This window comes from Streptomyces sp. NPDC048604 (assembly GCF_043199435.1).
Lineage (GTDB): Bacteria > Actinomycetota > Actinomycetes > Streptomycetales > Streptomycetaceae > Streptomyces.
Genome location: NZ_JBICVX010000011.1, coordinates 64,427 through 84,547, shown reverse-complemented (window position 1 = coordinate 84,547; position 20,121 = coordinate 64,427). Strand labels below are relative to the sequence as shown.

17 protein-coding genes are annotated in these 20,121 nt (G+C 74.6%); 8 read left to right on the top strand and 9 right to left on the bottom strand.

The window, feature by feature from the left end; all coding sequences use genetic code 11:
* On the bottom strand, nt 1-2,094 hold the full coding sequence (locus tag ACGFMM_RS22750; protein WP_393648232.1) for a SpoIIE family protein phosphatase: 2,094 nt from the start codon (nt 2,092-2,094) through the stop codon (nt 1-3).
* A gap of 121 nt (nt 2,095-2,215) precedes the next feature.
* Between ACGFMM_RS22750 and ACGFMM_RS22745 the strand changes: the two genes are divergently transcribed.
* A complete protein-coding gene (locus ACGFMM_RS22745; protein WP_393648231.1) occupies nt 2,216-2,599 on the top strand; it encodes an STAS domain-containing protein in 384 nt (127 codons plus the stop codon).
* A 40-nt stretch (nt 2,600-2,639) separates the two neighbouring features.
* On the opposite strand, the gene ACGFMM_RS22740 is transcribed toward ACGFMM_RS22745, so the two are convergent.
* Genes ACGFMM_RS22740 through ACGFMM_RS22730 form a run of 3 tightly spaced genes read right to left on the bottom strand, consistent with a single transcriptional unit; the run spans nt 2,640 to nt 3,372 of the window.
* Nucleotides 2,640-2,792: a DUF6126 family protein gene (locus tag ACGFMM_RS22740; RefSeq protein WP_393648230.1), complete on the bottom strand. Its 153-nt coding sequence runs from the start codon at nt 2,790-2,792 to the stop codon at nt 2,640-2,642.
* Nucleotides 2,789-3,169 carry an ArsR/SmtB family transcription factor gene (locus ACGFMM_RS22735; protein WP_393648421.1) on the bottom strand — a complete coding sequence of 127 codons (381 nt, stop codon included), beginning with the start codon at nt 3,167-3,169 and terminating at the stop codon, nt 2,789-2,791. The genes ACGFMM_RS22740 and ACGFMM_RS22735 overlap by 4 nt, the downstream gene beginning before the upstream one ends.
* Nucleotides 3,170-3,174: 5 nt before the next feature.
* Nucleotides 3,175-3,372, bottom strand: coding sequence for a hypothetical protein (locus ACGFMM_RS22730; protein ID WP_393648229.1), 198 nt, complete (start codon nt 3,370-3,372; stop codon nt 3,175-3,177).
* A 226-nt stretch (nt 3,373-3,598) separates the two neighbouring features.
* On the opposite strand from ACGFMM_RS22730, the gene ACGFMM_RS22725 reads away from it, so the two are divergent.
* Nucleotides 3,599-5,593 (top strand): ATP-binding protein, encoded by a 1,995-nt coding sequence (locus ACGFMM_RS22725; RefSeq protein WP_393648228.1) that lies wholly within the window; start codon nt 3,599-3,601, stop codon nt 5,591-5,593.
* Between the two features lie 26 nt (nt 5,594-5,619).
* Here the strand turns inward: ACGFMM_RS22725 and ACGFMM_RS22720 are convergent, their stop codons facing one another.
* From ACGFMM_RS22720 to ACGFMM_RS22705, 4 genes are all read right to left on the bottom strand, one after another.
* On the bottom strand, nt 5,620-7,668 hold the full coding sequence (locus ACGFMM_RS22720) for a hypothetical protein (RefSeq protein ID WP_393648227.1): 2,049 nt from the start codon (nt 7,666-7,668) through the stop codon (nt 5,620-5,622).
* A gap of 178 nt (nt 7,669-7,846) precedes the next feature.
* Nucleotides 7,847-8,212, bottom strand: coding sequence for a DUF4180 domain-containing protein (locus ACGFMM_RS22715; protein WP_393648226.1), 366 nt, complete (start codon nt 8,210-8,212; stop codon nt 7,847-7,849).
* Between the two features lie 59 nt (nt 8,213-8,271).
* Nucleotides 8,272-8,907 carry a DUF4232 domain-containing protein gene (locus ACGFMM_RS22710; RefSeq protein WP_393648225.1) on the bottom strand — a complete coding sequence of 212 codons (636 nt, stop codon included), beginning with the start codon at nt 8,905-8,907 and terminating at the stop codon, nt 8,272-8,274.
* A 22-nt stretch (nt 8,908-8,929) separates the two neighbouring features.
* Complete coding sequence (locus ACGFMM_RS22705; RefSeq protein ID WP_393648224.1) at nt 8,930-10,189, bottom strand: cytochrome P450; 1,260 nt, start codon at nt 10,187-10,189, stop codon at nt 8,930-8,932.
* 358 nt (nt 10,190-10,547) lie between these two features.
* Here ACGFMM_RS22705 and ACGFMM_RS22700 point away from each other — a divergent pair, with 358 nt between their 5' ends.
* The 5 genes from ACGFMM_RS22700 (at nt 10,548) to ACGFMM_RS22680 (ending at nt 18,119) form a co-directional block, all read left to right on the top strand.
* Nucleotides 10,548-13,385 carry a hypothetical protein gene (locus ACGFMM_RS22700; RefSeq protein ID WP_393648223.1) on the top strand — a complete coding sequence of 946 codons (2,838 nt, stop codon included), beginning with the start codon at nt 10,548-10,550 and terminating at the stop codon, nt 13,383-13,385.
* 96 nt (nt 13,386-13,481) lie between these two features.
* Nucleotides 13,482-14,216 (top strand): GntR family transcriptional regulator, encoded by a 735-nt coding sequence (locus tag ACGFMM_RS22695; RefSeq protein WP_393648222.1) that lies wholly within the window; start codon nt 13,482-13,484, stop codon nt 14,214-14,216.
* Nucleotides 14,217-14,407: 191 nt separating this feature from the next.
* The gene (locus tag ACGFMM_RS22690; protein ID WP_393648221.1) at nt 14,408-15,697 is read left to right on the top strand and encodes an amidohydrolase family protein; all 1,290 of its coding nucleotides are present in this window, start codon (nt 14,408-14,410) and stop codon (nt 15,695-15,697) included.
* Between the two features lie 160 nt (nt 15,698-15,857).
* Nucleotides 15,858-17,261: an amidohydrolase family protein gene (locus ACGFMM_RS22685; RefSeq protein WP_393648220.1), complete on the top strand. Its 1,404-nt coding sequence runs from the start codon at nt 15,858-15,860 to the stop codon at nt 17,259-17,261.
* A 162-nt stretch (nt 17,262-17,423) separates the two neighbouring features.
* Nucleotides 17,424-18,119, top strand: a complete 696-nt coding sequence (locus ACGFMM_RS22680) for a PP2C family protein-serine/threonine phosphatase (RefSeq protein ID WP_393648219.1) — start codon at nt 17,424-17,426, stop codon at nt 18,117-18,119.
* Nucleotides 18,120-18,141: 22 nt separating this feature from the next.
* Here the strand turns inward: ACGFMM_RS22680 and ACGFMM_RS22675 are convergent, their stop codons facing one another.
* A complete protein-coding gene (locus ACGFMM_RS22675; protein ID WP_393648218.1) occupies nt 18,142-18,816 on the bottom strand; it encodes a TetR/AcrR family transcriptional regulator in 675 nt (224 codons plus the stop codon).
* Between the two features lie 126 nt (nt 18,817-18,942).
* Between ACGFMM_RS22675 and ACGFMM_RS22670 the strand changes: the two genes are divergently transcribed.
* Entirely contained in the window at nt 18,943-20,061 is a 1,119-nt protein-coding gene (locus tag ACGFMM_RS22670; RefSeq protein WP_393648217.1) for a serine hydrolase domain-containing protein, read from the top strand.
* Nucleotides 20,062-20,121 lie beyond the last annotated feature (60 nt).

Here is a 20,121-nt window from a genome sequence, read left to right as displayed (position 1 = left end):
TCACGCGGCCCCACCCCCCGGCGTCCGGCTCCGGGCGATGAGCAGCGCCACGTCGTCCGGGTCGTCCGGTCCGCGCATCTCCCGCAGCAGCCGGTCGCAGGTCTCCTCCAGCGGCCGGCGGCCCTCGTCGAGCAGCGCCACCAGGGCGGCCAGCCGCTCGTCGAGCGGATCGTGCCGGGTCTCCACCAGGCCGTCCGTGTACAGCACCAGTTCGTCCCCCGGGGCGAACGGGACCCGGGTGGTCTCGAACTCCACCCCGCCCACGCCCAGCGGCGCACCCGTCGGCAGGTCCACGAGCGCGGCCGGGCCGCCCGCCGCGGGCACCAGCACCGGCGGAAGATGGCCGGCGTTCGCCATCAGGCACGCGCCGCGCCGGGGATCGTAGACCGCGTACAGACAGGTGGCGATGTAGTGCTCCAGGTCCTGCGTGATCCGGTCCAGATGCCGCAGCACCATCGCCGGATCCAGGTCCAGATCCGCGAAGGCCCGGGTCGCGGTGCGCAGCCGGCCCATCGTCGCGGCCGCGTCGATGCCGCTGCCCATGACGTCGCCCACCACGAGCGCCGTCCTGTCGCCGGACAGCCGGATCACGTCGTACCAGTCGCCGCCGACCTCGCTGGACGCGTGCGCCGGCACATAGCGGGCGGCGACCTCCACCCCCGCCGTGTCCGGCGGCGGTCCGGGCAGCAGACTCCGCTGCAGCGTCACCGCGGAATTGCGCACGCTCTGGTACCAGCGGGCGTTGTCGATGCTGACGGCCGCCCGCGCGGCCAGCTCCCCGGCCAGCAGCACGTCGTCCTCGTCGAACGGCAGCGGATTCCTCGTCCGCTTCAGGTCGAGGGCCCCCAGCACCTCGCCGCGCGCGATCAGCGGCACCGCGAGGTACGAGTGCACCCCCGCCCGCCGCAGCAGTTCCGCGGCCTCCGGGCCGCGGGCGATCCGCACCAGGTCCTCCGGCCCCACGTGCGCCACCAGCACCGGCCGCCCGGTGCGCGCACACCGGGTGACCAGGCGGTCCGCGCTGTACAGGGCAGGGCTGCCGACCGGGTCGGCCGCCTCCAGCGCCTCGGGGCTGCGGTCGCCCTTCACGGCCAGCGCCCGGAACCGCTCGGGACCGCTGTGCGGCGCGCCGCTGCGACGGCGGGACAGCACATGGTCCAGGACGTCCACCGCCGCGACATCGGCCAGCTCCGGCACTGTCACGTCGGCCAGTTCCCCGGCGGTGCGATCCACCTCCAGCGTGGTCCCCACGCGTACGGAGGCGTCCGCGATCAGCGCCAGCCGGCGCCGGCTCCGCTCCGCCTCCAGGGACGCCCGGTACCGCTCGGTCACGTCGACCACGGAGCCCGCCACCCCGAGCACCTGCCCCTGGCCGCCCTTGAGCCGGTAGAACGACACCGACCAGGTGCGGTCCTCGTCCGGGTGGGCCGGCGTCCGGCCGACGGTGTACTGCCCCACGATCGGCGCGCCGGTCGCCAGGACGTTCCGCAGCAGCCCCTCCAGCAGCTCGGTGTCCAGGTCCGGCAGCACCTCGCCGATGCGGCGCCCGACGTGCTCCTCGGGGGACACGCCGTTCATCCGGGCGAGCGCCGGGTTGACCAGCGCGTACCGCAGGTCGGCGTCCAGCATCGCCATGCCGATCGGCGACTGGGTGACCAGCTGCTCGGACAGCGCCAGGTCGGTCTCGACCTGGGTGACGGTGGAGTGGTCGGCGGCGATGCCCAGCGCGTACAGGTCCCCGACGTCGTCCTGGAGCCGCATGTTGCGGAACTCCACCAGCCGTTCCTCGCCGTTCTTGTGCCGTACGGGGAAGATGCCGGCCCAGCTCTCGCCGCTGCCCAGGACCCCCGCGAACAGCTCGACCACCTTCTCCAGCTGTTCCGGCCCCACCAGCAGCCGTGCCGCGTACTGGCCCAGCGCCTCGGCCGCCTCGTACCCGAACAGCGCCTCGGCCTGCGGACTCCACAACACGATCCGCCCGTCCACGTCCAGGACCACGGCCGCGATGCCGAGCACGTCCAGCAGCCCCCGCGGCTCGGACGGCACACCCGGCCGCCCCTCCTCCTCCGCCGCCCGGAAGGACTCGGCCGTCACCGTCTCTCCCTCCGCCCGCCGACGCGCCTGCTACCTCCATGCTGCGCCCCTTCGCCGAGCAGGGCGACGGGGACCGTGGTCGAGTGGACCCCGAGCGCTCTCGGCGGACGGAGGCGAAGTGATGACGCTCGTTTGGCGCTACACCACCCATACGGGGCTCGGGGTGCTCTCCCTGGCGGGGCACCTGGGCACGGAGGCGGTGCCGCAGTTCACCGGGGCGGTGGGCTGGGCGCTGGCCCGGGGGAGGGGGCCGGTGATCCTGGACCTCACCGAGCTGCGGGGCTGGTCGGCGGGCGGTCAGCTCGCGGTCGCCGACGCGGCGCGAAAGCTCGCCGCCGAGGGCCGGTCCCTTGAGCTTGCGGCCATTCCGCCGGACGGCTCACTCGTGCCGGACGGCTCCGGTCCGCCGATGAAGGTCCACACCGATCTGGGGACCGCCCTGGCCGCGCACCGGGACTGCGGCGAGGAGCAGCGGGAGTGGCGGAGCGACGACTGGCCGGAGTGAGGCCCGAACCTACTCGGCCGAGGCCCACTCGGCCGGCGGCCTACTTCTGGGCGTGCTGTCCCACGTAGAACAGCAGCCACACGAACCCCGCGAAGGCGTGGGTGGCGAAGACGTACACGAAGACGCGCAGCATCACACCGCGCTCCTTCCAGCGCTCCATGTCCTTCGACCCGGCGGTGTCCTGCTCGGTCATGCCGTCGTCCCCGTTCTCTGGTCCGTCGTTCTCTGTTCCGTCGTTCCGCTCTCCGGGGGGCGCAGCTCGGCCAGCAGCTCCTGCTGCCCGGCGAGCACCTCCGACAGGATCCGCCGGGCGGCGGCCAGCAGCTCGGCGACGTCCCCGCCGGCCAGCTCGTACACCACCGTGGAGCTCTCGCGGGTGGCCGTCACGATGCCCGAGCGGCGCAGTACGGCGAGCTGCTGCGAGAGGTTCGACGGCTCGATCTCGATCGCGGTGAGCAGCTCGCGGACCGGCAGCGGCCCGTCCTGGAGCAGTTCGAGGACCCGGATGCGGACCGGGTGTCCGAGCATGCGGAAGAACTCCGCCTTCGCCTGGTAGAGCGGGACCGGCAGGGCCTTCACGCCTCACCGACCTCTTCCGCGGGGGCGTCCGCGTCGTCGGTGCCGATGCCGTGCTTGCGGGCCAGCCGCAGCGCGTCGTCCAGTTCGTCCTCGGCCAGTGCCGCCTCGTACGCGTCACCGGTCGCCCGCGCGTCCTCCAGCCGGGAGCGCGCCGCACGGACGCGCTGCCGAACCGCTTCGCCGAACGTGCTCACGTCACCCCTCCAGCTGACGAATTGAAGAATTCTTCAATTCTAGAGGCTGCGGCAATCGGCCGGACGTTCGGGCAATCCGCGACGCGGGTGGTCCTTGGCGAATTGACGACACCCCCGGGGCCGTCGGGGCGTTGAGGTTGCCGTGACGCCCGTGCAGTGACGGTTCTGCACAGGTGGGGTCAGTGATCGTCGAGGCGAGGCACCGTAACGGGGAGGAGTGGCGCACGTGGGGACACCGGAGGGCGGCCTGGTCGGCAGGGAAGCGGAGACCGAGGAGCTGCGCCGGCTCCTGGAACGGCACCGCCTCGTCACGCTGGCCGGCCCGGTCGGCATCGGCAAGAGCCGGCTCGCCGCGACGGTACGCACCAGGGGCGCCGGACCGGCCGTGAACGCCCGGCCTGCCGTCGCCGGCCCCCGGCCCCCCGGCGTACGTCCCCGTGCGCGGCGCATCGTCATCGTCCACTGGCGCGGCACCCGCCCCGCCGCCCCCGGCGCGCTCGCCGCCGCCGTCCTGCACGCCGCCACCGGCACCAGACCCGCACGCCGCGGGCGCGCCCCCGGAGCGAGCCGCCCCGACCCCCTGCCCGACGCCCGCGTCCTCGCCGCGCACTGGCGGGAGACCGACGTGCTGCTCGTGCTCGACGACGTCGACCCCGTGCACGCCGAGAGCGTCGGACTCGTGCAGACCCTGCTGGAGCACGTGCCGACGCTGCGGGTCCTGGTCACCGCCCGCAAGCCCCTCGGCCTCGGCGGCGAGGCCGTGCTGCGGCCCGCGCCCCTCGCCGTGGAACCGGCGGCCGGCCGCCGGCTCGCGCCCGCCGTCGAACTGTTCCTGGAGCGGGCGCGCGCCGCGGGCGTGGACGCAGACGCCGTCGACCTGCGCGCCGCCACCGACATCTGCCGCGCCCTCGGCGGCCTCCCCCTCGCGGTCGAACTCGCCGCCGCGCAGCTCGACCGCTACGACGCGGCGGAACTCGCGCACCGCCTCGACGGCCACCAGGTCTGGCTGAGCGGACCGCGCACCGCCCTGCCCCGCCACCGGTCCCTGCGCGACGCCGTCGCCGCCGCCTACGTCCTGTGCGACCGGGAGGAACGAATCGCCTGGGGCCGGGCGAGCATCCTCGCCGGCCCGTTCGACGAGTCCACCGCCGTCTTCGTCTGCTCCGGCGGCGGCCTCGACGCCGCCCGCGCTCCCGCCTGTCTGGCCCGCCTCGCCGCCATCGGCGTGCTCACCCACGAACGCGACCCCGGCGGCACCCGCGAACCCCGCTACCGCATGACCCCCGCCGCGCGCGACTTCGGCCGCGAACGGCTCGCCGCCGCGCGGGAGTACGAGGTCGCCGCCGAACGCCGCGCCGTCCACGTCCAGCGCACCGCCGCGGTCGCCGAGAACCTGTGGAGCACCGGCAGCCAGCGCCAGGCCCTGCGCCTGCTCCATGACGAGGCGGAGGACCTCCGCGCCGCCCTCGAGCACGCCCCGCGTCAGCCCGAGCGCGCCGAGGCGGCCCTGGAGACCCTGCTCGACCTGTGGTTCTGGTGGGTGGTGTACGACGCGCGCGACGAAGGCCGCCGCCACCTGATGCAGGTACTCCCGCTCTGCCCTCCGGACAGCCCGCTCACCGCCCGCGGCATGTGGCTCGCCGCCTGGCTGGGCGCGGCCGGACACCCCGAGGAGGCCGGCGAACTCCTGCGGCACGCCTGGCCGTCGGCCGTGCTCGACGGCGACGACGCCACCGTCGGACGCATCGCCCATGTCCAGGGCCTGCTCGCCCTCTACCGCGGCGAACCCGGACGCGCCGCCGAGTGCTTCCGCATGGCCGCGGACACCGTCCCGCCGCTCGCCCCCGGCGGCCCGTCGCCCGCCGTCAGCCTCGCCGCCCTCGCCGTGACCCTCGCCGGTCACGCACCCCGCGCCGCCCGCCGCTCCGCACGCCGGGCCCTGCGCCAGCCCGGCATCCGCTCCGACTCCTGGTCCTGCCTGGTCGCCCGCTACGCCAGCGCCTTCGTCGACCACCAGGACGGCCGCGGCAGCCGGGCCTGGCGGCGCGCCCGGCGCGCCCTCGACACTCTCGACGAGCGCTCGCCCGAGCCCCACGGCACCGCAGCCCTACGCCGGTTGCTCGCGGACGTCGAGTCCGGCGTACCAAGCGCCGTCCACGCCCCGCCCGGCCCCCACCCCCTGCGGCGGCGCGCCGGCTTCCGGCTCGCCCGCTCGCTCTGACGGAGAAGACGGAGAACCGGCAGGCTTCACGCGTCGGCGTGCCGGTCCAGCCAGGCCCGTGCCGCCGCGACGTCCGCCTCCGTCGGTGCCGGGCGGACCCGTTCGGGGCGCTCGATCAGGTAGTGCTTCCGGGCGACGGAGAGGCCGAGCGCCCGGGACTCGGGGGAGAGCCGGGGGTCCTCGGCGACCTCCTGCGCCCGCTGCCACCAGGACCGGCTGCCGGCGTCGACGCTGTAGTGCCACAGCGGCTGCGCCGGGTCGGCGACCCCGAGCAGGACGCGTGCAAGGGCGTAATCCGGCACCTCCGGCACGCCCACCAGCCGGTCCGCGACCAGCAGCGGATGCACGCCGTCGAGGCGGGCGCGCATCAGGACCCACGTCATGAGGTGGCCCGTGTCGTGGCCGCGTCCGGTGACGAACCGCCACAGCTCGTCGGCCTTCGCCTCGTCCGGCGCGCCGAGGTGGGTGAGCAGCCGCAGGTCGTTCTTCCACAGCGGCTTGGCTTTCGCCCACCAGGCCAGCAGCTCGCCGGCGACCGGGTGACCGGTTTCGAGCGCCAGGCAGGTGAGGGTGACCAGGGGGTGCCGCCACTCGGTGTACGTCGTCCGGTACTGCTTGGTGAGCGTCTTCTTCCAGCGCGGCACCAGCGCCTCGACGTCGTCGTGGGACGCCTCGCCATGTGAGTGGAGCAGTTCCAGGCAGAAGCCGAGGCCTTGCATCCCGGTCCGCTCGTCGGCCACTTGGTCGCGCAGCCAGCGCACGTCGGCCGCGCTCAGCGTCCGGTACCGGTGCCAGACGTCGCCCAGCGCGCCCTCGGACCCGGTCAGGTCCGGGCCGGTGCCGGCGAGCAGGCCGTCCCGGGCCGCCTCGAACCGGTCGGCGGCGGCGAGCGCGTCCTCGGCCGTCGTCCCGGTGAGCTCCGCGTACGCGGGGCCGAGCCGGCGGGCCTCCTCGCGGACATGGGTGAGCCGTTCCACCGCCGTCGCCGCGATGACGACGCGCAGCTCGCGGGGGAGCCGTTCGTCGGTGCCGAACCGCAGGCCGGCGAGCGAGGTGAAGGCCCGGCTTCCGTGGTGGTCGACGCCGGACGTCTCGCGCCACTCGTCCGTCACGAGTGTGCCGAGCGCCAGGGCCAGTGGCCGCAGCGCGCCCTGCGGGGCGTCGGGCGCGGTGAGTTCCGCCGCCAGCGCGGCCGCGGCCTGTACCCAGTCGGGCTCGCGGACCGCGTGGTGCAGGCTCAGCCAGTGGACGATCGCTCCGAGGTCGCCGGCGAGGGCCTGCCCGCGGACGAGCGCAAGGCCGCGCTCCGACGGCACGTCGGCGACGACGGCGGCCGCCCGGTACCCGACGGCGGCCGCGGCCTCCCAGGCGTCGGGGTGCTTGTGGCGCAGCAGCGCGCGTAGCACCGTCGGCCAGCCGGGCCACTCGGTCGCCCGGCCCTCGTAGTCCGCCCGCCAGGACTCCAGGAGGCGGGATGTCTCGTCAACGGTGAGCGCGTCGCGGCGTTCCAGGGCGGCCGCGAATCGTGCGGCCGCCGCCAGTTCCACCGGCCCGCCCAGCCGGTCGTGGAGCCAGCCCGCCTCGGCGTCGGTGAGCGGCCCGTAGCGCGGGCGCCGTCGGCTGGAGTCGAGCGGTGTGCCGAGCCGGTCGAGGAACTGGCGTACGCCGGCCGGGTCCTCGGGGTCGGGCAGCCCCGACGCGTCCCGGCGCGTCACGAGGTCCAGCCGGAAGGCCTGCCCGGGCCCGGCGTCGATCACCCGGTACCCCTCCGGCCCCGCCCCGAGCCCGGCGGCGACGGCCGCATGGTCCCCGCCCCAGTGCAGCAGCAGCTCCCCGGTCAGCGCTCCGGAGCGGTCGAAGGCCGCCTTGTGGGACGGCCAGTGCCAGTACGCGAACGAGCCGCCGTCGTCCGGTGCCCGCTGCGCGAGCAGACCGGCGGCCTCCACATGCCCGTCCTCCTGCAGCTCACGGCTCCGCGTGGGCGGTGGCAGCACCAGGAACCCGTCCCCGCCCAGCGTCCGCCACCAGGCCGTGACGGTGGCGAGATCGGACGGAGTGCCGGCTCGACCGGTCATGCGGGCTCCTCGGGGACGTGTGCGACCCCCTCAGCCTTTCAGGCCCGAGCGGGGTACACGGCACCGCCCCGACGGTGACCGTCGGCGCGGGCATACCGACCAGCGGGCATACCGACCAGCGGGCACGCCGCCGGGCAGGCACGCGGCCAACGCCTGCCGCACCGGTCTCGCCCCGCCGTCAGGCCGCCGCCAGTCGCTCCCGCAGTTCCGACTCGTCGGCCACGAACCAGGTGTGCCGGCCGCGGTTGCACTCGCGGACGAAGTCCCGCAGCGCCGAACTGGCCTCCGTGAAACGGGAGATGTCGCCGACGACGACCAGCCCCATCCGGTAGTTCACGAACTTCTGGACGATGTCGCCGGCCAGCCGCGTGCGCAGTTCGAAGAACCGCTCGTCGAGCCGCTCCACCGGCACCGCCGCCCACTGCGCGCCCTGGTAACCGGCGTCGCCGATGAGATCCAGCGCGTCCGCCTCGCTCGCGATGCGAGCGCCGTCGGCGGCGCACAGGAAGACGGGCACGTCGTGGATCGTCTGCAGGGTGCTCATGGGGGCGAGGCTAGCCCGCCGGTCGGCGCACGTCGTGCCCTTTTCCGTGGCGGTAGGCCCTACTCGACGACCTTCTGCCACGAGGTCGTCCCGAGCAGCCCCGTGTCGCCGATGTCGAGGCCGCCTTCCGGCACCACCGTCTGCCGGGCGACGCCGGCGGCGGGGGCGATCTCCACGTACACGCCGCTGCCGGCGCCCGTCGCCGGGTCCACGGCCGAGTAGCGCCAGACGAACATGCTGCGGGCGGATTCGCCGGGCTTCAGCGTCACGGGCCGCGGGCCGGGGTCGTCGAGGGTGGTGATCGGACCGGTGCCCTTGAGGACGGTGACGTCCATGCGCCGGCGGTCGACGTCGCGGACCTGGACGTCCGGGTAGCCGTCGACCTTCTGGTCGGCGCTGCCGCAGTTCGTGAGCGTCACCGGCATGGCGCGCAGCCCCATCGCCGCGGTCACCATCCCCGACGACACCCGGATCCCCGGGGCCGGGCATGCGGGGCCGGCCGGGGCCGACGGCGAGGGAGCCGTGCGGACGCCGCCGGGGGCGGCGACGGACGGGGCCGGGGCGGAAGGCCGCCGCTGCGCCGCCGTACGCGCCGGGTCCGCCTCGCGGTCGAGTTCGGCCGACAGCCCGCACCCGGAGGCGAGCAGCCCCAGTGCTGCAAGCAGCAGCGCGTGCCGTGGAATTGTGCCGGTCATGCCGTGATCATCGCACGGGTGTTCAGTCGGCGGTCGGCTCCGGGCGGGGCCGCAGCCGGACCGGTAGCGTCTGGTGACCGTTGCTGATCAGCGACGGCAGCGACTGCAACTCCTCCCTGGAGACCGCCAGTTCGGCGTCCGGGTAACGCTCGAAGAACGCGCTGAGCGCCGTGGCGACCTCAAGTCGCGCCAGCGGAGCCCCCAGGCAGAAGTGCACGCCGTGGCCGAAGGCGAGATGGTCGGTGTTCAGCCGCGTCACGTCGAAGTCGTCGGCGTCCGGGCCGTGCCACTTGGGATGCCGGTTGGCGGCGGCGTACGAGGCGAGGATCGCGTCGCCCGCGGCGATCCGCCGCCCGTCGGGCAGGACGACATCGGTGACGGCGTAGCGCAGCGGCAGGTACGCGACGGCGGGCTCGTGACGCAGCGTCTCCTCGACGACGTCGGACCAGTTCGCGCGCCCGGACCGCACATGGTCGAGCTGGTCGCGGTCGAGCAGCAGCGCGGTGATCGCCTGGTCGATGACGTTCACGGTGGTCTCGTACCCGGCGCTGATCATCAGCAGCAGGGTGTCGCGCAGTTCGGCGTCCGTGAGCGCCGAGCCCTTGGCCTCGCCCTCGCCCTCGTCGTCGCGGGCCGCGATGAGCAGCGACGTCATGTCGTCCCGAGGCGCGGCCCGCTTCGCGGCGACCAGTGCCTCGAGCACCGCGTACAGCCGCGCCGTGTTCGCCGTCTGCTCCTCGTGCGACAGCGTCGTGTCGAAGACGGCGTCGACCAGCCCGCCGAATTCCCGCCGCTGCTCCACCGGTACGCCCATCAGATGGCCGATCACCGCGATCGGCAACGGCCGCGCGAACGCGTTCCGCAGATCCACCGTCTCGCCGGCCGGCACCGCGGCCAGCGCGTCGAGCAGCCCCGCGGTGAGCTCGTCGATCGTGGCGCGCAGCGCGGCGATCCGCCGGGCGCCGAACGCGGGGGAGATCAGCCGTCGGAGTCTGCGGTGGTCCGCTCCGTACGCGGTGAACATGTTCTCCACCGCGACCCACAGGGCGAGCGGCCAGGTCTGCACGACCTCCGCGAACGCGGGCCAGTGCGCCCGGGCGTCCTTGGAGACGTCGGGGCTGGTCAGCAGCCGCTTCAGCAGGACCGGGTCGGACACGGCCCACGCCGTCACGCCGAGTACGTCGACCCGGGCCACGTCTCCCCGTTCGCGCAACACCTGGTGTTCGGCGTGCAGTCCGGCGCCGGTGGGGTCGAGGACGAGGGGTGTCTCGGACGGCGTCACGGCGGTCTCCTTCGAGCGAGGCGGCGGACCCGCGGGGGTCCGCCGCAGTCTCGCCCGCTGCCCACGGCCAGGCAAGGACGGTCATTCGGCCACGGGATGGCCGGTGATGTTCCCTCAGCAAGACGTATTCGACCGGGTGTTCACGGCGAGTGTTCACGACCGGGTGTCAACAGCCGGGTGTTCAGCACCGGTTCGATTCGGCCGTTCCGCTTTCCGCCCGCTCCGCGAGGCAACCCCGCCCCCGCCGACGGCATCTCCCGAGGTGAGAGGGGCGCCGGGGGAACGAGTGCGCCCCGACGGTCGACGCGACCGACGACACCGCGCGCGACCGGCGAGACCGAGGACGAGGAAGACCATTTTGATACGTGTCACACGTGCGGCGGCCACGGCAGTGGCCCTGCTCGCACTGGCAACGGCGGCTCCCGCGCCGGCGTCCGCGCAGCCGGCGCCCGAGCCCCCGCCCGCCGGGACCGCCGCCGCGAACCTTCCGAAGGGCTGGCGGATCACGGGGGCCGGCGACGAGCGGCAGCTCGTCTGGACGGCCCCGAAGCGGGTGCCGATGGGGGACGCCCGCGTCGAGTTCTACTCCGGCGACCGCCTGCTCGGCCGCCCCCAGGCGGCTCCCGACGGCCGCTCCTTCCGACTCCCGCTGAACGACGCGGAGTTCGGCCCGGCACCCGGCGACCTTCAGGTGCTCGCCGCCGGCCGCCGCCTCGACGCGAAGGCCGCCACGAGGCCGCCGCGCTCCGGCTTCGGGGCCCCCACCGGCCCGCGGGCCGAGACCCCGCCGCCCGTCAACGAGGTGGACCCGGGCCTCCCGGGCACGTACCGCACCGCCTCGGGCGAGTACGACCTTCCCGCGGTCAAGCTGCCCGGCTTCCCGAACCCGGTCGAGATGCGCGCCCTCGTCGTCGGCCCGACCGACGCGCCCGGCAAGCGCCCCGTCGCGCTGTTCCTGCACGGCCGGCACTACACCTGCTTCGACGCGAGCGGCGAGCAGGGCATGACCTGGCCCTGCGCCGGCGGGCTCAAGCCCGTGCCCAGCCACCGCGGTTACCAGCAGAGCCAGAAGCTCCTGGCCTCCCAGGGCTACGTGACCCTGTCCATCTCCGCGAACGGCGTCAACGGCCAGGACGACGTCGCCGAGGACGGCGGCGCCCAGGCCCGCTCCTCCCTCGTCCGGCAGCACCTCTCCCGCTGGGCCGACTGGTCCGCCGACCCGGCCGCGGCACCCGCCGCCGTAGGGGCCGTCGCGTCGGCGGACCTGTCGCGCGTGCTGCTCGTCGGCCACTCCCGCGGCGGCGAGGGCGTCAACCGCGCCGCCCTCGACAGCCTCTACGCGCCGCCCGCCGACCAGGACGGCGCGCCGGGCGCGGCCCGCTGGACGATCCGCGGCAACGTCCTGATCGGCCCCACCGTCTTCGGCCACAACCCGGCCCCCGACGTTCCGTCCCTGACCCTGCTGCCCGGCTGCGACGGCGACGTCTCCGACCTCCAGGGCCAGATCTACGCCGACGGCACCCGTGGCATCAGCACCGGCGCGGCGCTGCACAGTGCGGCGTTCGTGGTCGGCGCCAACCACAACTTCTTCAACACGGAGTGGACCCCGGGCCAGGCCGAGGCCCCCGCCTCCGACGACTTCTGGTCCGACGAGACGCCCGACAAGGTCTGCTCGCCCGGTACCGGCACCCGGCTGACGGCCGCTCAGCAGCAGACCGCCGGCGCCACCTACATCGCGGCCGCCGCCCGGCTGTTCGTCGCCGGCGACGACAAGGTCCGCCCGCTGCTAGACGGCACCGGCCGGCGCGCCCCCTCCGCGGGACCCGCCCGGGTGCTCGCCCACGCCGTCGGCGGGCACCGCACCGCCGCCTTCCTGCCCGGCCCGACGGTCAAGGTGAACGGCGGCGGACGCCTCTGCGCCCACGTCGACCCCGTGCCGGCCCGCTCCTGCCTGCCGACCGGCGACCAGGGCCAGTCGCCGCACTTCGCCGGCTGGGAGACGAGCCCGGAGCCCGGGCGCGACGCCGTCGCCCTGAACTGGCCCCGGCCCCGGACCGCGCGCGGCACGACCACGCCGCCGGCCGGCACGACCACTCCCGCCGGCCGGCCCGTCACCGTACGCGCCGCCGCACCGGTCTCCCTGGCCTCCGCGGATTCCCTTGCGCTGCGGGTGATCGTGCCGCCGAACTCCACCGGATCCGCCTTCGACGTGGCCGTCGCCGACGCCACGGGCCGCCGCGCCGCCCTCGGCCGGTACACGGTCGAGGGGCTGCCCGGCACCGACCGCACCGCTTCCTTCTGGGCGCGCGAGGTCCGCGTTCCGCTGGCGAAGGCCCGCACCGCCGGCCTGGACCTGACGAGGATCCGCACGCTCGAACTCACCCCGCGCGGCGCCGCCGGGCGGGCCTGGCTGATGGACGCGTGGGGCTGGCGCCCCGGCACCCCGGCCGTCCGCCCCGCCGCGCTGCCGCGCGTCGACGTCGGCCGCATCACGGTCGACGAGGGCGACTCCGGCGAGCGCGTCCACCGGATCCCCGTACGGGTCACCGGGCCCGGCGCCGGCCAGATCCGGCTGTTCGTCCCCAAGCCCGGCACCGAGGGCGAGTACACCTCCCGCGTGGTGAACGTCGGCGAGGGCAGCAGCTCCGTCGACCTGCCGGTGACCGTGCGCGGCAACACCCGCTTCAGCTACGAGACGCGCCACGACGTGCTGGTGAAGGCCGTCCGCGGCACGGTCGTCGGCACCCACCGTGGCGGGCTGACCGTCCGCAACGACGACCCGCTGCCGAAGATCACCCTGAAGCCGGTCACGACCGACGTCACCGAGGGCCGCCCGCTCCTCTGGCGGATGACGCTCTCCACCGCCGCGGACGCCGACATCACGGGCGAGTTCGGCTTCCTGCCGGCCGCCTCCGGGACCGAGCTGTCCACCCTGGACGTCGACCCGGCCTGGCTGGACGCGCAGTTCGGCCAGACGCCGGCCCCGGCGCGGCCGCTGTCCGGGCTCGGGGAGGGCGCGTCCCTGTGGGTCTCCGTGCCCGCCGGCAGTCTCGCCGCCGACGTGACCGTGCCGACGGTCGCGGACCGGGTGCGCGAGTCCGCCGAGACGGTGCGGGGCCGCCTGACGACGTACGACGAGGCGTGGGAGCCGGTGCTCGGCCCGCCCGTCACCGGCACCGTGCGAGACGCCTCCTGACGGCAGGCCCTTCGGACGCTGCCGTACGTGTGACGTGGCGCCGGTTACCGTACGGGGACCGGCGCCACGTCCGTCTATCCTCGCCGGAGGCGGGGCATGCCCGGTCGGGCACGCGGGAGAAGGGCGGACGAGGTGGCGGAGAACAGCAGGAGCGGCGCGGCGACGGCCGCCGCGGACGGCGCGTCGCGCACCGCGTCCGCCTCGCTCAGCGCGCAGGCCCGCGAGGCCGTCCTCCAGCGCATCGTCGACCGCCGCTACCCGCAGGGCGCCCGGCTGGTCGAGCGGGAGGTCGCCGAGGAACTGAGCATGTCCCGCGTCCCGGTGCGCGAGGCACTGCGCGCCCTGGTCGCCGAGGGCCTGCTCGAACTGCTGCCGCACAGCGGAGTGCGGGTGCGGCGCCTGGAGCGCGCCGACGTGGAGCACCTCTACGAGGTGTGGGAGCCGCTCGCCGTCCAGGCGTCCCGGCTCGCCGCCCGGGCCGCCGGGCGCGACCCGGAGGGGCTCGCGGCCCTGGAGCTCACCCTGCGGCAGGCCGAGCGCGCGGCAGCCGCCGGCGAGGGCCCCCGGGAGGTCGCCGCCCACACCGCCTTCCACGAGGGCGTCGTCGCCCTGTCCGGCAACCCGCTCCTGGCCCGGGTGCTGGAGCAGCTGAGCTGGCAGCTCCGGCTGCTGTTCGGGCTGCGCGCGGAGCCGGAGCACATGCGGGCGCAGCACGCCGAGATGTACCGGCACATCGCGGCGGGCGACGCCGAGGCCGCGGCGGCGAGCACGCTGCTGCACGTACGCGACAGCCGCTCGGTGGCGCTGCGGTCGCTGTTCGGGCAGGACTGACCGCCCGCGATCACCGGGCTCTCTGCATGCGAGCCATTTGTATACCAGCCTGATCCAGGCCCCTGACGCTCCTCGCCACTCCTTCGGCGGATGCTCGGATTCCGGGCGAATCGATCACCGCTCTTGTCTGGCGTTCAAGCTTTGGTATACAAAATCGGGAGTCCTCGGTTCCGCCTCCCCAAGGAGCTCCCATGTGCGTCGAAGCCGTCCCGCCGCCCTCCAGCAGCCTGACCCGCCGTGGCATCCTCGCGGGCGCGGCCGCGCTGGCCGGCACCATGGCCGTGGCCGGCGCCGCGCCGGCGTCCGCCGCCGATGGCAGCCCGGCCGCGGGCCCCCGGCCCGGCGGAGCGTCCGGCGGCGACCTCGTCATCGAGGGCGGCACGCTGCTCGACCCGGCGACCGGCGAGGTCACCGAGGACGCGGTCGTCGTGATCACGGACGGCGTCGTCCGCGCCGCCGGCCGCCGGGGGAGCGTCACCGTGCCCCAGGGGGTCCCGGTCCTCGACGCCCACGGCCGCTGGCTGCTGCCGGGCCTCGTCGACGCGCACATCCACCTCAGCACCGCCGCCGAAGCAGCCGACGCCGTCCGCAAGGGCGCGACCAGCACCCGCAGCGGCTCCACGTCCTTCTACCAGGACATCGCCGTACGCGAGCTGGCCCGGCACAGCCCCGCCCTCGCGCCCCGCGTGCGGGCCGCCGGCGTCTTCGTCACCCCGAACCTCGGCGAGACCCTCCTCGCCGACCCCGACCTCACCCCGCTCGTCCGCCTCAAGGACGGCGTACGGTCCGCCGAGGCGCTGCGTCGCGTCGTCGAGGTGAACCTGGCCCGCGGCGTCGACGTCGTGAAGACGCGCGTCAACGAGCGCGCCGGAGTGCCCGAACAGGACCCGCTGGCCCAGGTGTACTCGCGCGAGCAGCTCGCCGAGATCGTCGCCGCGGCCCGCAAGGGCGGCAAGGGCGTGCTCTGCCACAGCTACAGCGAGCGGGGCTGCCACGACGCGGTCACGGCCGGCATCCGCTCCCTGGAGCACGGCGCGTTCGTCGGCGAGCGCACGCTCCACGAAATGCGCCGCCGCGGCACGTACTTCACCCCGACGCTCGCCGCGATCGCCGGCATGATCGACTCCCCGAACCCGGTCCTCGCCGAGCGCGGCCGCACCTACCTGCCCGTCCTCAAGCGGGCCGTCCTCGCCGCCCACGAACTCGGCGTCCCCCTCGCCGCGGGCACCGACTCCTCCGGCGGCACCGTCCGGCCCATCGGCCGCGAGGTCGAGCTGATGCGCGAGGCCGGTCTCCCGGCGCTCGACGCCATCCGCACCGCCACCACCGGCGCCGCCCGCCTCCTCGGCCTGGAGCGCACCGCCGGCCGGCTCGCCCGCGGCTACGCCGGCGATGTCGTCGTACTCGACCGCGACCCGCTCGCCGACGTCACCGCCCTGAAGCAGCCGGTCCGCGTGGTCCGCGCCGGTACCCCGGTCTGACGGACGGGCCCGCCACCCCCCCTCGTACGGGTGACCGGCGCGCCCGACGCGCCCTGCGGATCGTCCCCCGCGCAACGCCGCAGGCGACGATCCGCAGACGCCCCGGTGCCGGCGCCCCTTCCCTTCCCTCCCTCGAACCCGCACTCCTCAAGGAGCTCCCATGGAGTCCACCCCTCAGTCCGCCCCGTCCGCCGGCACGCTGTCCCGACGCACCATGCTGGCCGGCGCCGCCGCCCTCGCCGGTACGACGGCCGCCGTCGCCGGCGGAGCGGTCCCGGCCCAGGCCGCGACCGGAGCGTCCGCCTCCGCGGCGGGTTCGGCGTCCGGCGCGGCGTCCGGCGCCGCGACCGCCCGTGACGCCCGGCCTCACAACGGCCGCCCCGGCAAGCCGGTCGTGTTCAAGAACGTCCGCCCGTACGGCGCCGAGAAGGCCGTGGACCTGGTCGTCGTCGACGGCCGCATCGCCTCCGGCCCCGCGCCGCGCGGCGCGCACGTCGTCGACGGCGGGGGCCGCCTCGCCCTGCCGTCCCTGATCGACGCGCACATCCACCCCGACAAGACGACCTGGGGCGGCTCGTGGGTGTCGCGCAAGCCGGCGAGCGCCATCGCCGACTTCGTCGCCCAGGACGTCGAGCTGTACCGCGCCCAGACCCGCTCCGTCGCGGACCGCGCGTACGGACTGATGTCCCACGCCGTCACCCGCGGCACCCGCGCGATGCGCGCCCACGCGGACGTCGCCACGGCGTACGAGCTGGCCGGCGTCGAGGGCCTGGCCGAGGCCCGCCGACGGCTGAGCCACGCGCTCGACGTGCAGATCGTGGGCTTCCCGCAGCACGGCGTCGTCCGCACGCCCGGCACCGTCGAACTCCTGGAGGAGGCCGCCCGCTCCGGCCTGATCGACATGATCGGCGGCATCGACCCGATCGGCTTCGACAAGGCCCTCGACGAGCAGCTCGACCTGGTCTTCGGCATCGCGGACCGGCACGGCGTCGGCGTCGACATCCACCTCCACGACCGTGGCGAGACCGGCCTCACCACCGTGCGCGCCATCATCGACCGCACCCGCGCGCTGTCCCTCCAGGGCAAGGTGACGATCAGTCACGTGTTCTGTCTGCCCGCCCTCTCCGACAAGGACCTTGCCGCCGTCGCCGCCGACCTCGGCGAACTCGACATCGCCCTGACCACCGTGGCCTACTCCGACAGCCTCGTCCTGCCGGTCGCCCGGCTGCGCGAGCACGGGGTGCGCGTCGGCCTCGGCTCGGACGGCGTGCGCGACTCGTGGAGCCCGTTCGGCACCGCCGACATGCTGCACCGCGCCCACATCTTCGGCTGGGTGCGGGACGTCCGCCTCGACGAGGAGCTGACGGACTGTTACAACGTGGCCGCGCACGGCGGCGCCGACGTCATGGACCTCCCGCACGCGGACCTCAAGCCCGGCGCGCCGGCCGACTTCGTCCTCGTCCGCGCGGAGTGCCTGCCCCAGGTCGTCGTCGACATGCCGCGCCGCGACCTGGTCGTGCGCGCCGGCCGGATCGTGGCCCGCGACGGCGAACTCGTCGACTGACAGCCGCCGGCAGGGAGCCGAGCCCACCCGACCCGCCCGCCGCGTCGTGTCGACGCCCCCGACGCGGCGGGCGCGCTGACGCTCCCCGTATGCCGGGGATGACACAGTTGTCCTGTGTCCTGTGCCCCGAGGACGGGCAGCCCGCATTCACCAGGGAGCGTCATGCGTAGTCACGCGACCGCACAGCTCATCGGCGGCCGCTCGCACCAGTGCGACGCGACCGGCACGTACGCCACCGGCGGCGGGACCCGCGCCTACGCCCTCCTCGACGGCATCGGCAGCTCCGACGAGGTCCGCGACTGGACCCGCGCGTACGCCCGCCGGCTGGCCCGTGCCGCGGCCCGCGAGGGTGCCGAGGCCGGGCTGCGGGCCGTGCACGCGCAGGCCGGCGCGGAACCGGACCGCGACACGTGGAAGGCCGCCCATCTGCCCGCCGCCGTCGCGGTCGTGGCCGTCGCCGCGCCCGAGGCGCCGCTCGTCGTCGCCTGGTGCGGCGACGCGCGCGCGTACCTCGCGCCTGAGGGGCCGACGCTCACCCGCCTCACCACCGACCACAACATGCGCCAGGTCCTCCTCGACCTCGGCACGGTCCCGGGGCCGTACGCGCGCAACACGGTCACCTCCTACCTGGGCGACATCCGCGACACCCCGGCCATCGGCGTCGTCACCGCGCCCGCCCGGGGCCGGCTCGTGCTGGCCAGCGACGGCTGCTACGAGCCCCTGGAGGACCACGACCTCGAACTCGACGCCTACCTGACGGGCACCCCGCACCAGGCCGCGCGCGCCCTCGTCCACGCGGCCGTGTCCCACGCGGGCCCGCACGCCGACAACGCCACGGCCCTCGTGGCCGACCTCTGAACCTGGCGTCGTGTGCCGATACTCACGAGCCGGTCGGCCGGCCCGGTGGGATCGCGGCCTCGATGTGGGCGAGGTGGGCGGCGAGGATCTCTTCGAACGCGGCGCGCCGATCCACTCCGAGGGGGCGGACGTCGCGGGCGAAGTGAGCCACGGCGGGGAACCGTTCGGGGTCGGCGCCGAGTACCGAGACGCGGAAGAGCTCCATGCCCTGGTCGTACTCTTCCGTGGTGAGGGTGCTGACTCCGGCCTCGGAGGCGATCAACGCGGCGATGAGGATCGCGAGCCGGTGATAGCGCGCCGGGATCTCCTCGTCGGGCAGCCCCGACGCGCGCAGGGCCTGCAGCACCTCTTCCATGGCCAACCGGGAACCGGCGCCCCCTGACGCGTACCGTCCCCAGGCCGCGGCGAGCTGGGGCTGCCGGCCGAACGCCTCCCTCACGCGCAGGGCCACGGCGGTGATGCGCTGCTTCCAGTCGCCGTCGGCGCGGTAGCCGTCCATGGAGGCCAAGAGGATCCGGTCGGCGACCGCGCGCAGCAGTTCCGTCTTGCTGCGGAAGTGCCGGTAGAGGCTGGAGGAATCGGTCCCGAGCGTTGCGGCGAGCTTGCGCACGCTGAACGACTCCGTGTCGCTCGTGCGCAGCAACTCCGCTGCCGCGTCCAGGATCTCCTCGGTCGACCAACGCCTTCGGCCTGCCATCTCACCCCTCTCGTCGACCTCAGTCTAACTTATGCACTTGGTGTTGCACGCACCGCGTGCATAATGAGGACATGAGCCCGGCCGAGTGCCGGGCTCGCCCTGAGGCAATGCGAAAGGACGCATGTCGTGAGGAACTCACTGGATCCTGCGGCGCTGGACGCCGCCATCGAGAAAGTCCACCGCGCCGGGATGCCGGGCCTGTTCGCCGAGGTGCGTGACGGCGAGCAGGTCTGGCGCGGCGCCGCCGGGGTCGCCGATGTCACCACCGGCCGCCCCGTCACCACCGATATGCGACACCGGGTCGGCAGCATCACCAAGACCTTCACCGCCGCCGCGGTACTGCAACAGGCCGAGGCCGGTCGGATCGGTCTCGACACACCGATCGGCCGGTACCTTCCGGGGCTCGTTCCCGGAGAACGCGGTGAGGCGATCACGGTCCGGATGCTCATCAACCACACCAGCGGCCTCGCCGAGTACTTCCCCTACGCCTACCCCTCCTTCAAGGCGTTCCCCGACCTCGCGAACACGGGACCCGAGAGCCTGGACGACCACCGGTTCACCCGGTTCGACCGCGCCGAGCTGATCGAGCTGGGGGTCACCGCACCCGCCGTCGCCGCCCCGGGCGGCACGCCGGGGGTGTACTCCAACACCAACTACCTGCTCCTCGTCGCACTCCTGGAGCAGGTCACCGGCACCACGGCCGAGCGGTACATCACCCGGAACGTCATCGAGCGCGCCGGGCTCCAGGACACCGCATTCCCCGAAGGACCGTACGTCGACGGGCCGCACTCGCAGCTCTACGAGGCGTGGTTCGGCATGATCGACCCGCCGCGGGACTACAGCGTCTACGACATGTCATGGGTGGGGCCGGCGGCCTCGCTGATATCGACCGTCACGGACCTCAACCGCTTCTTCGGCATGCTGCTCGCCGGCGAGATCGTCAGCCCGTCGTCGCTGGCGCAGATGCAGCGCACCGTCACGGTCGTCTCCCAGGAGGGGAAGACGGGCGACTACGGCCTCGGCCTGTACCCGATGGAGGAACCCGGCCAGGCCGCCTTCTGGGGCCACGGCGGCACGGTCTGGGGCGCCGGCGCGCTGGCCATGACCCGTGCCGACGGCAAGCGGCAGATGGCCGTCGCGGTGAACATGCAGAGGTGGAACCGGCTCGACTCCTCCGGCAAGCCGCAGCCCCATCCCATCGACGACGCGCTCGCGACTCTCCACCGAGTGGCGATGTACGGCTGACGGGCCTTTCATCGGCCTGCATCGCCAGCGTGTCCACAACTCACCCGATGAAAGACCACC

What these genes read in the sequence shown, in the direction of transcription:
- ACGFMM_RS22745 (WP_393648231.1), top strand. Translation starts at nt 2,216, where the DNA reads ATGACGCTCGTTTGGCGCTACACCACCCATACGGGGCTCGGGGTGCTC.
- ACGFMM_RS22740 (WP_393648230.1), bottom strand. Translation starts at nt 2,792, where the DNA reads ATGACCGAGCAGGACACCGCCGGGTCGAAGGACATGGAGCGCTGGAAG.
- ACGFMM_RS22720 (WP_393648227.1), bottom strand. Translation starts at nt 7,668, where the DNA reads ATGACCGGTCGAGCCGGCACTCCGTCCGATCTCGCCACCGTCACGGCC.
- ACGFMM_RS22715 (WP_393648226.1), bottom strand. Translation starts at nt 8,212, where the DNA reads ATGAGCACCCTGCAGACGATCCACGACGTGCCCGTCTTCCTGTGCGCC.
- ACGFMM_RS22710 (WP_393648225.1), bottom strand. Translation starts at nt 8,907, where the DNA reads ATGACCGGCACAATTCCACGGCACGCGCTGCTGCTTGCAGCACTGGGG.
- ACGFMM_RS22695 (WP_393648222.1), top strand. Translation starts at nt 13,482, where the DNA reads ATGCCCGGTCGGGCACGCGGGAGAAGGGCGGACGAGGTGGCGGAGAAC.
- ACGFMM_RS22690 (WP_393648221.1), top strand. Translation starts at nt 14,408, where the DNA reads ATGTGCGTCGAAGCCGTCCCGCCGCCCTCCAGCAGCCTGACCCGCCGT.
- ACGFMM_RS22685 (WP_393648220.1), top strand. Translation starts at nt 15,858, where the DNA reads ATGGAGTCCACCCCTCAGTCCGCCCCGTCCGCCGGCACGCTGTCCCGA.
- ACGFMM_RS22680 (WP_393648219.1), top strand. Translation starts at nt 17,424, where the DNA reads ATGCGTAGTCACGCGACCGCACAGCTCATCGGCGGCCGCTCGCACCAG.
- ACGFMM_RS22675 (WP_393648218.1), bottom strand. Translation starts at nt 18,816, where the DNA reads ATGGCAGGCCGAAGGCGTTGGTCGACCGAGGAGATCCTGGACGCGGCA.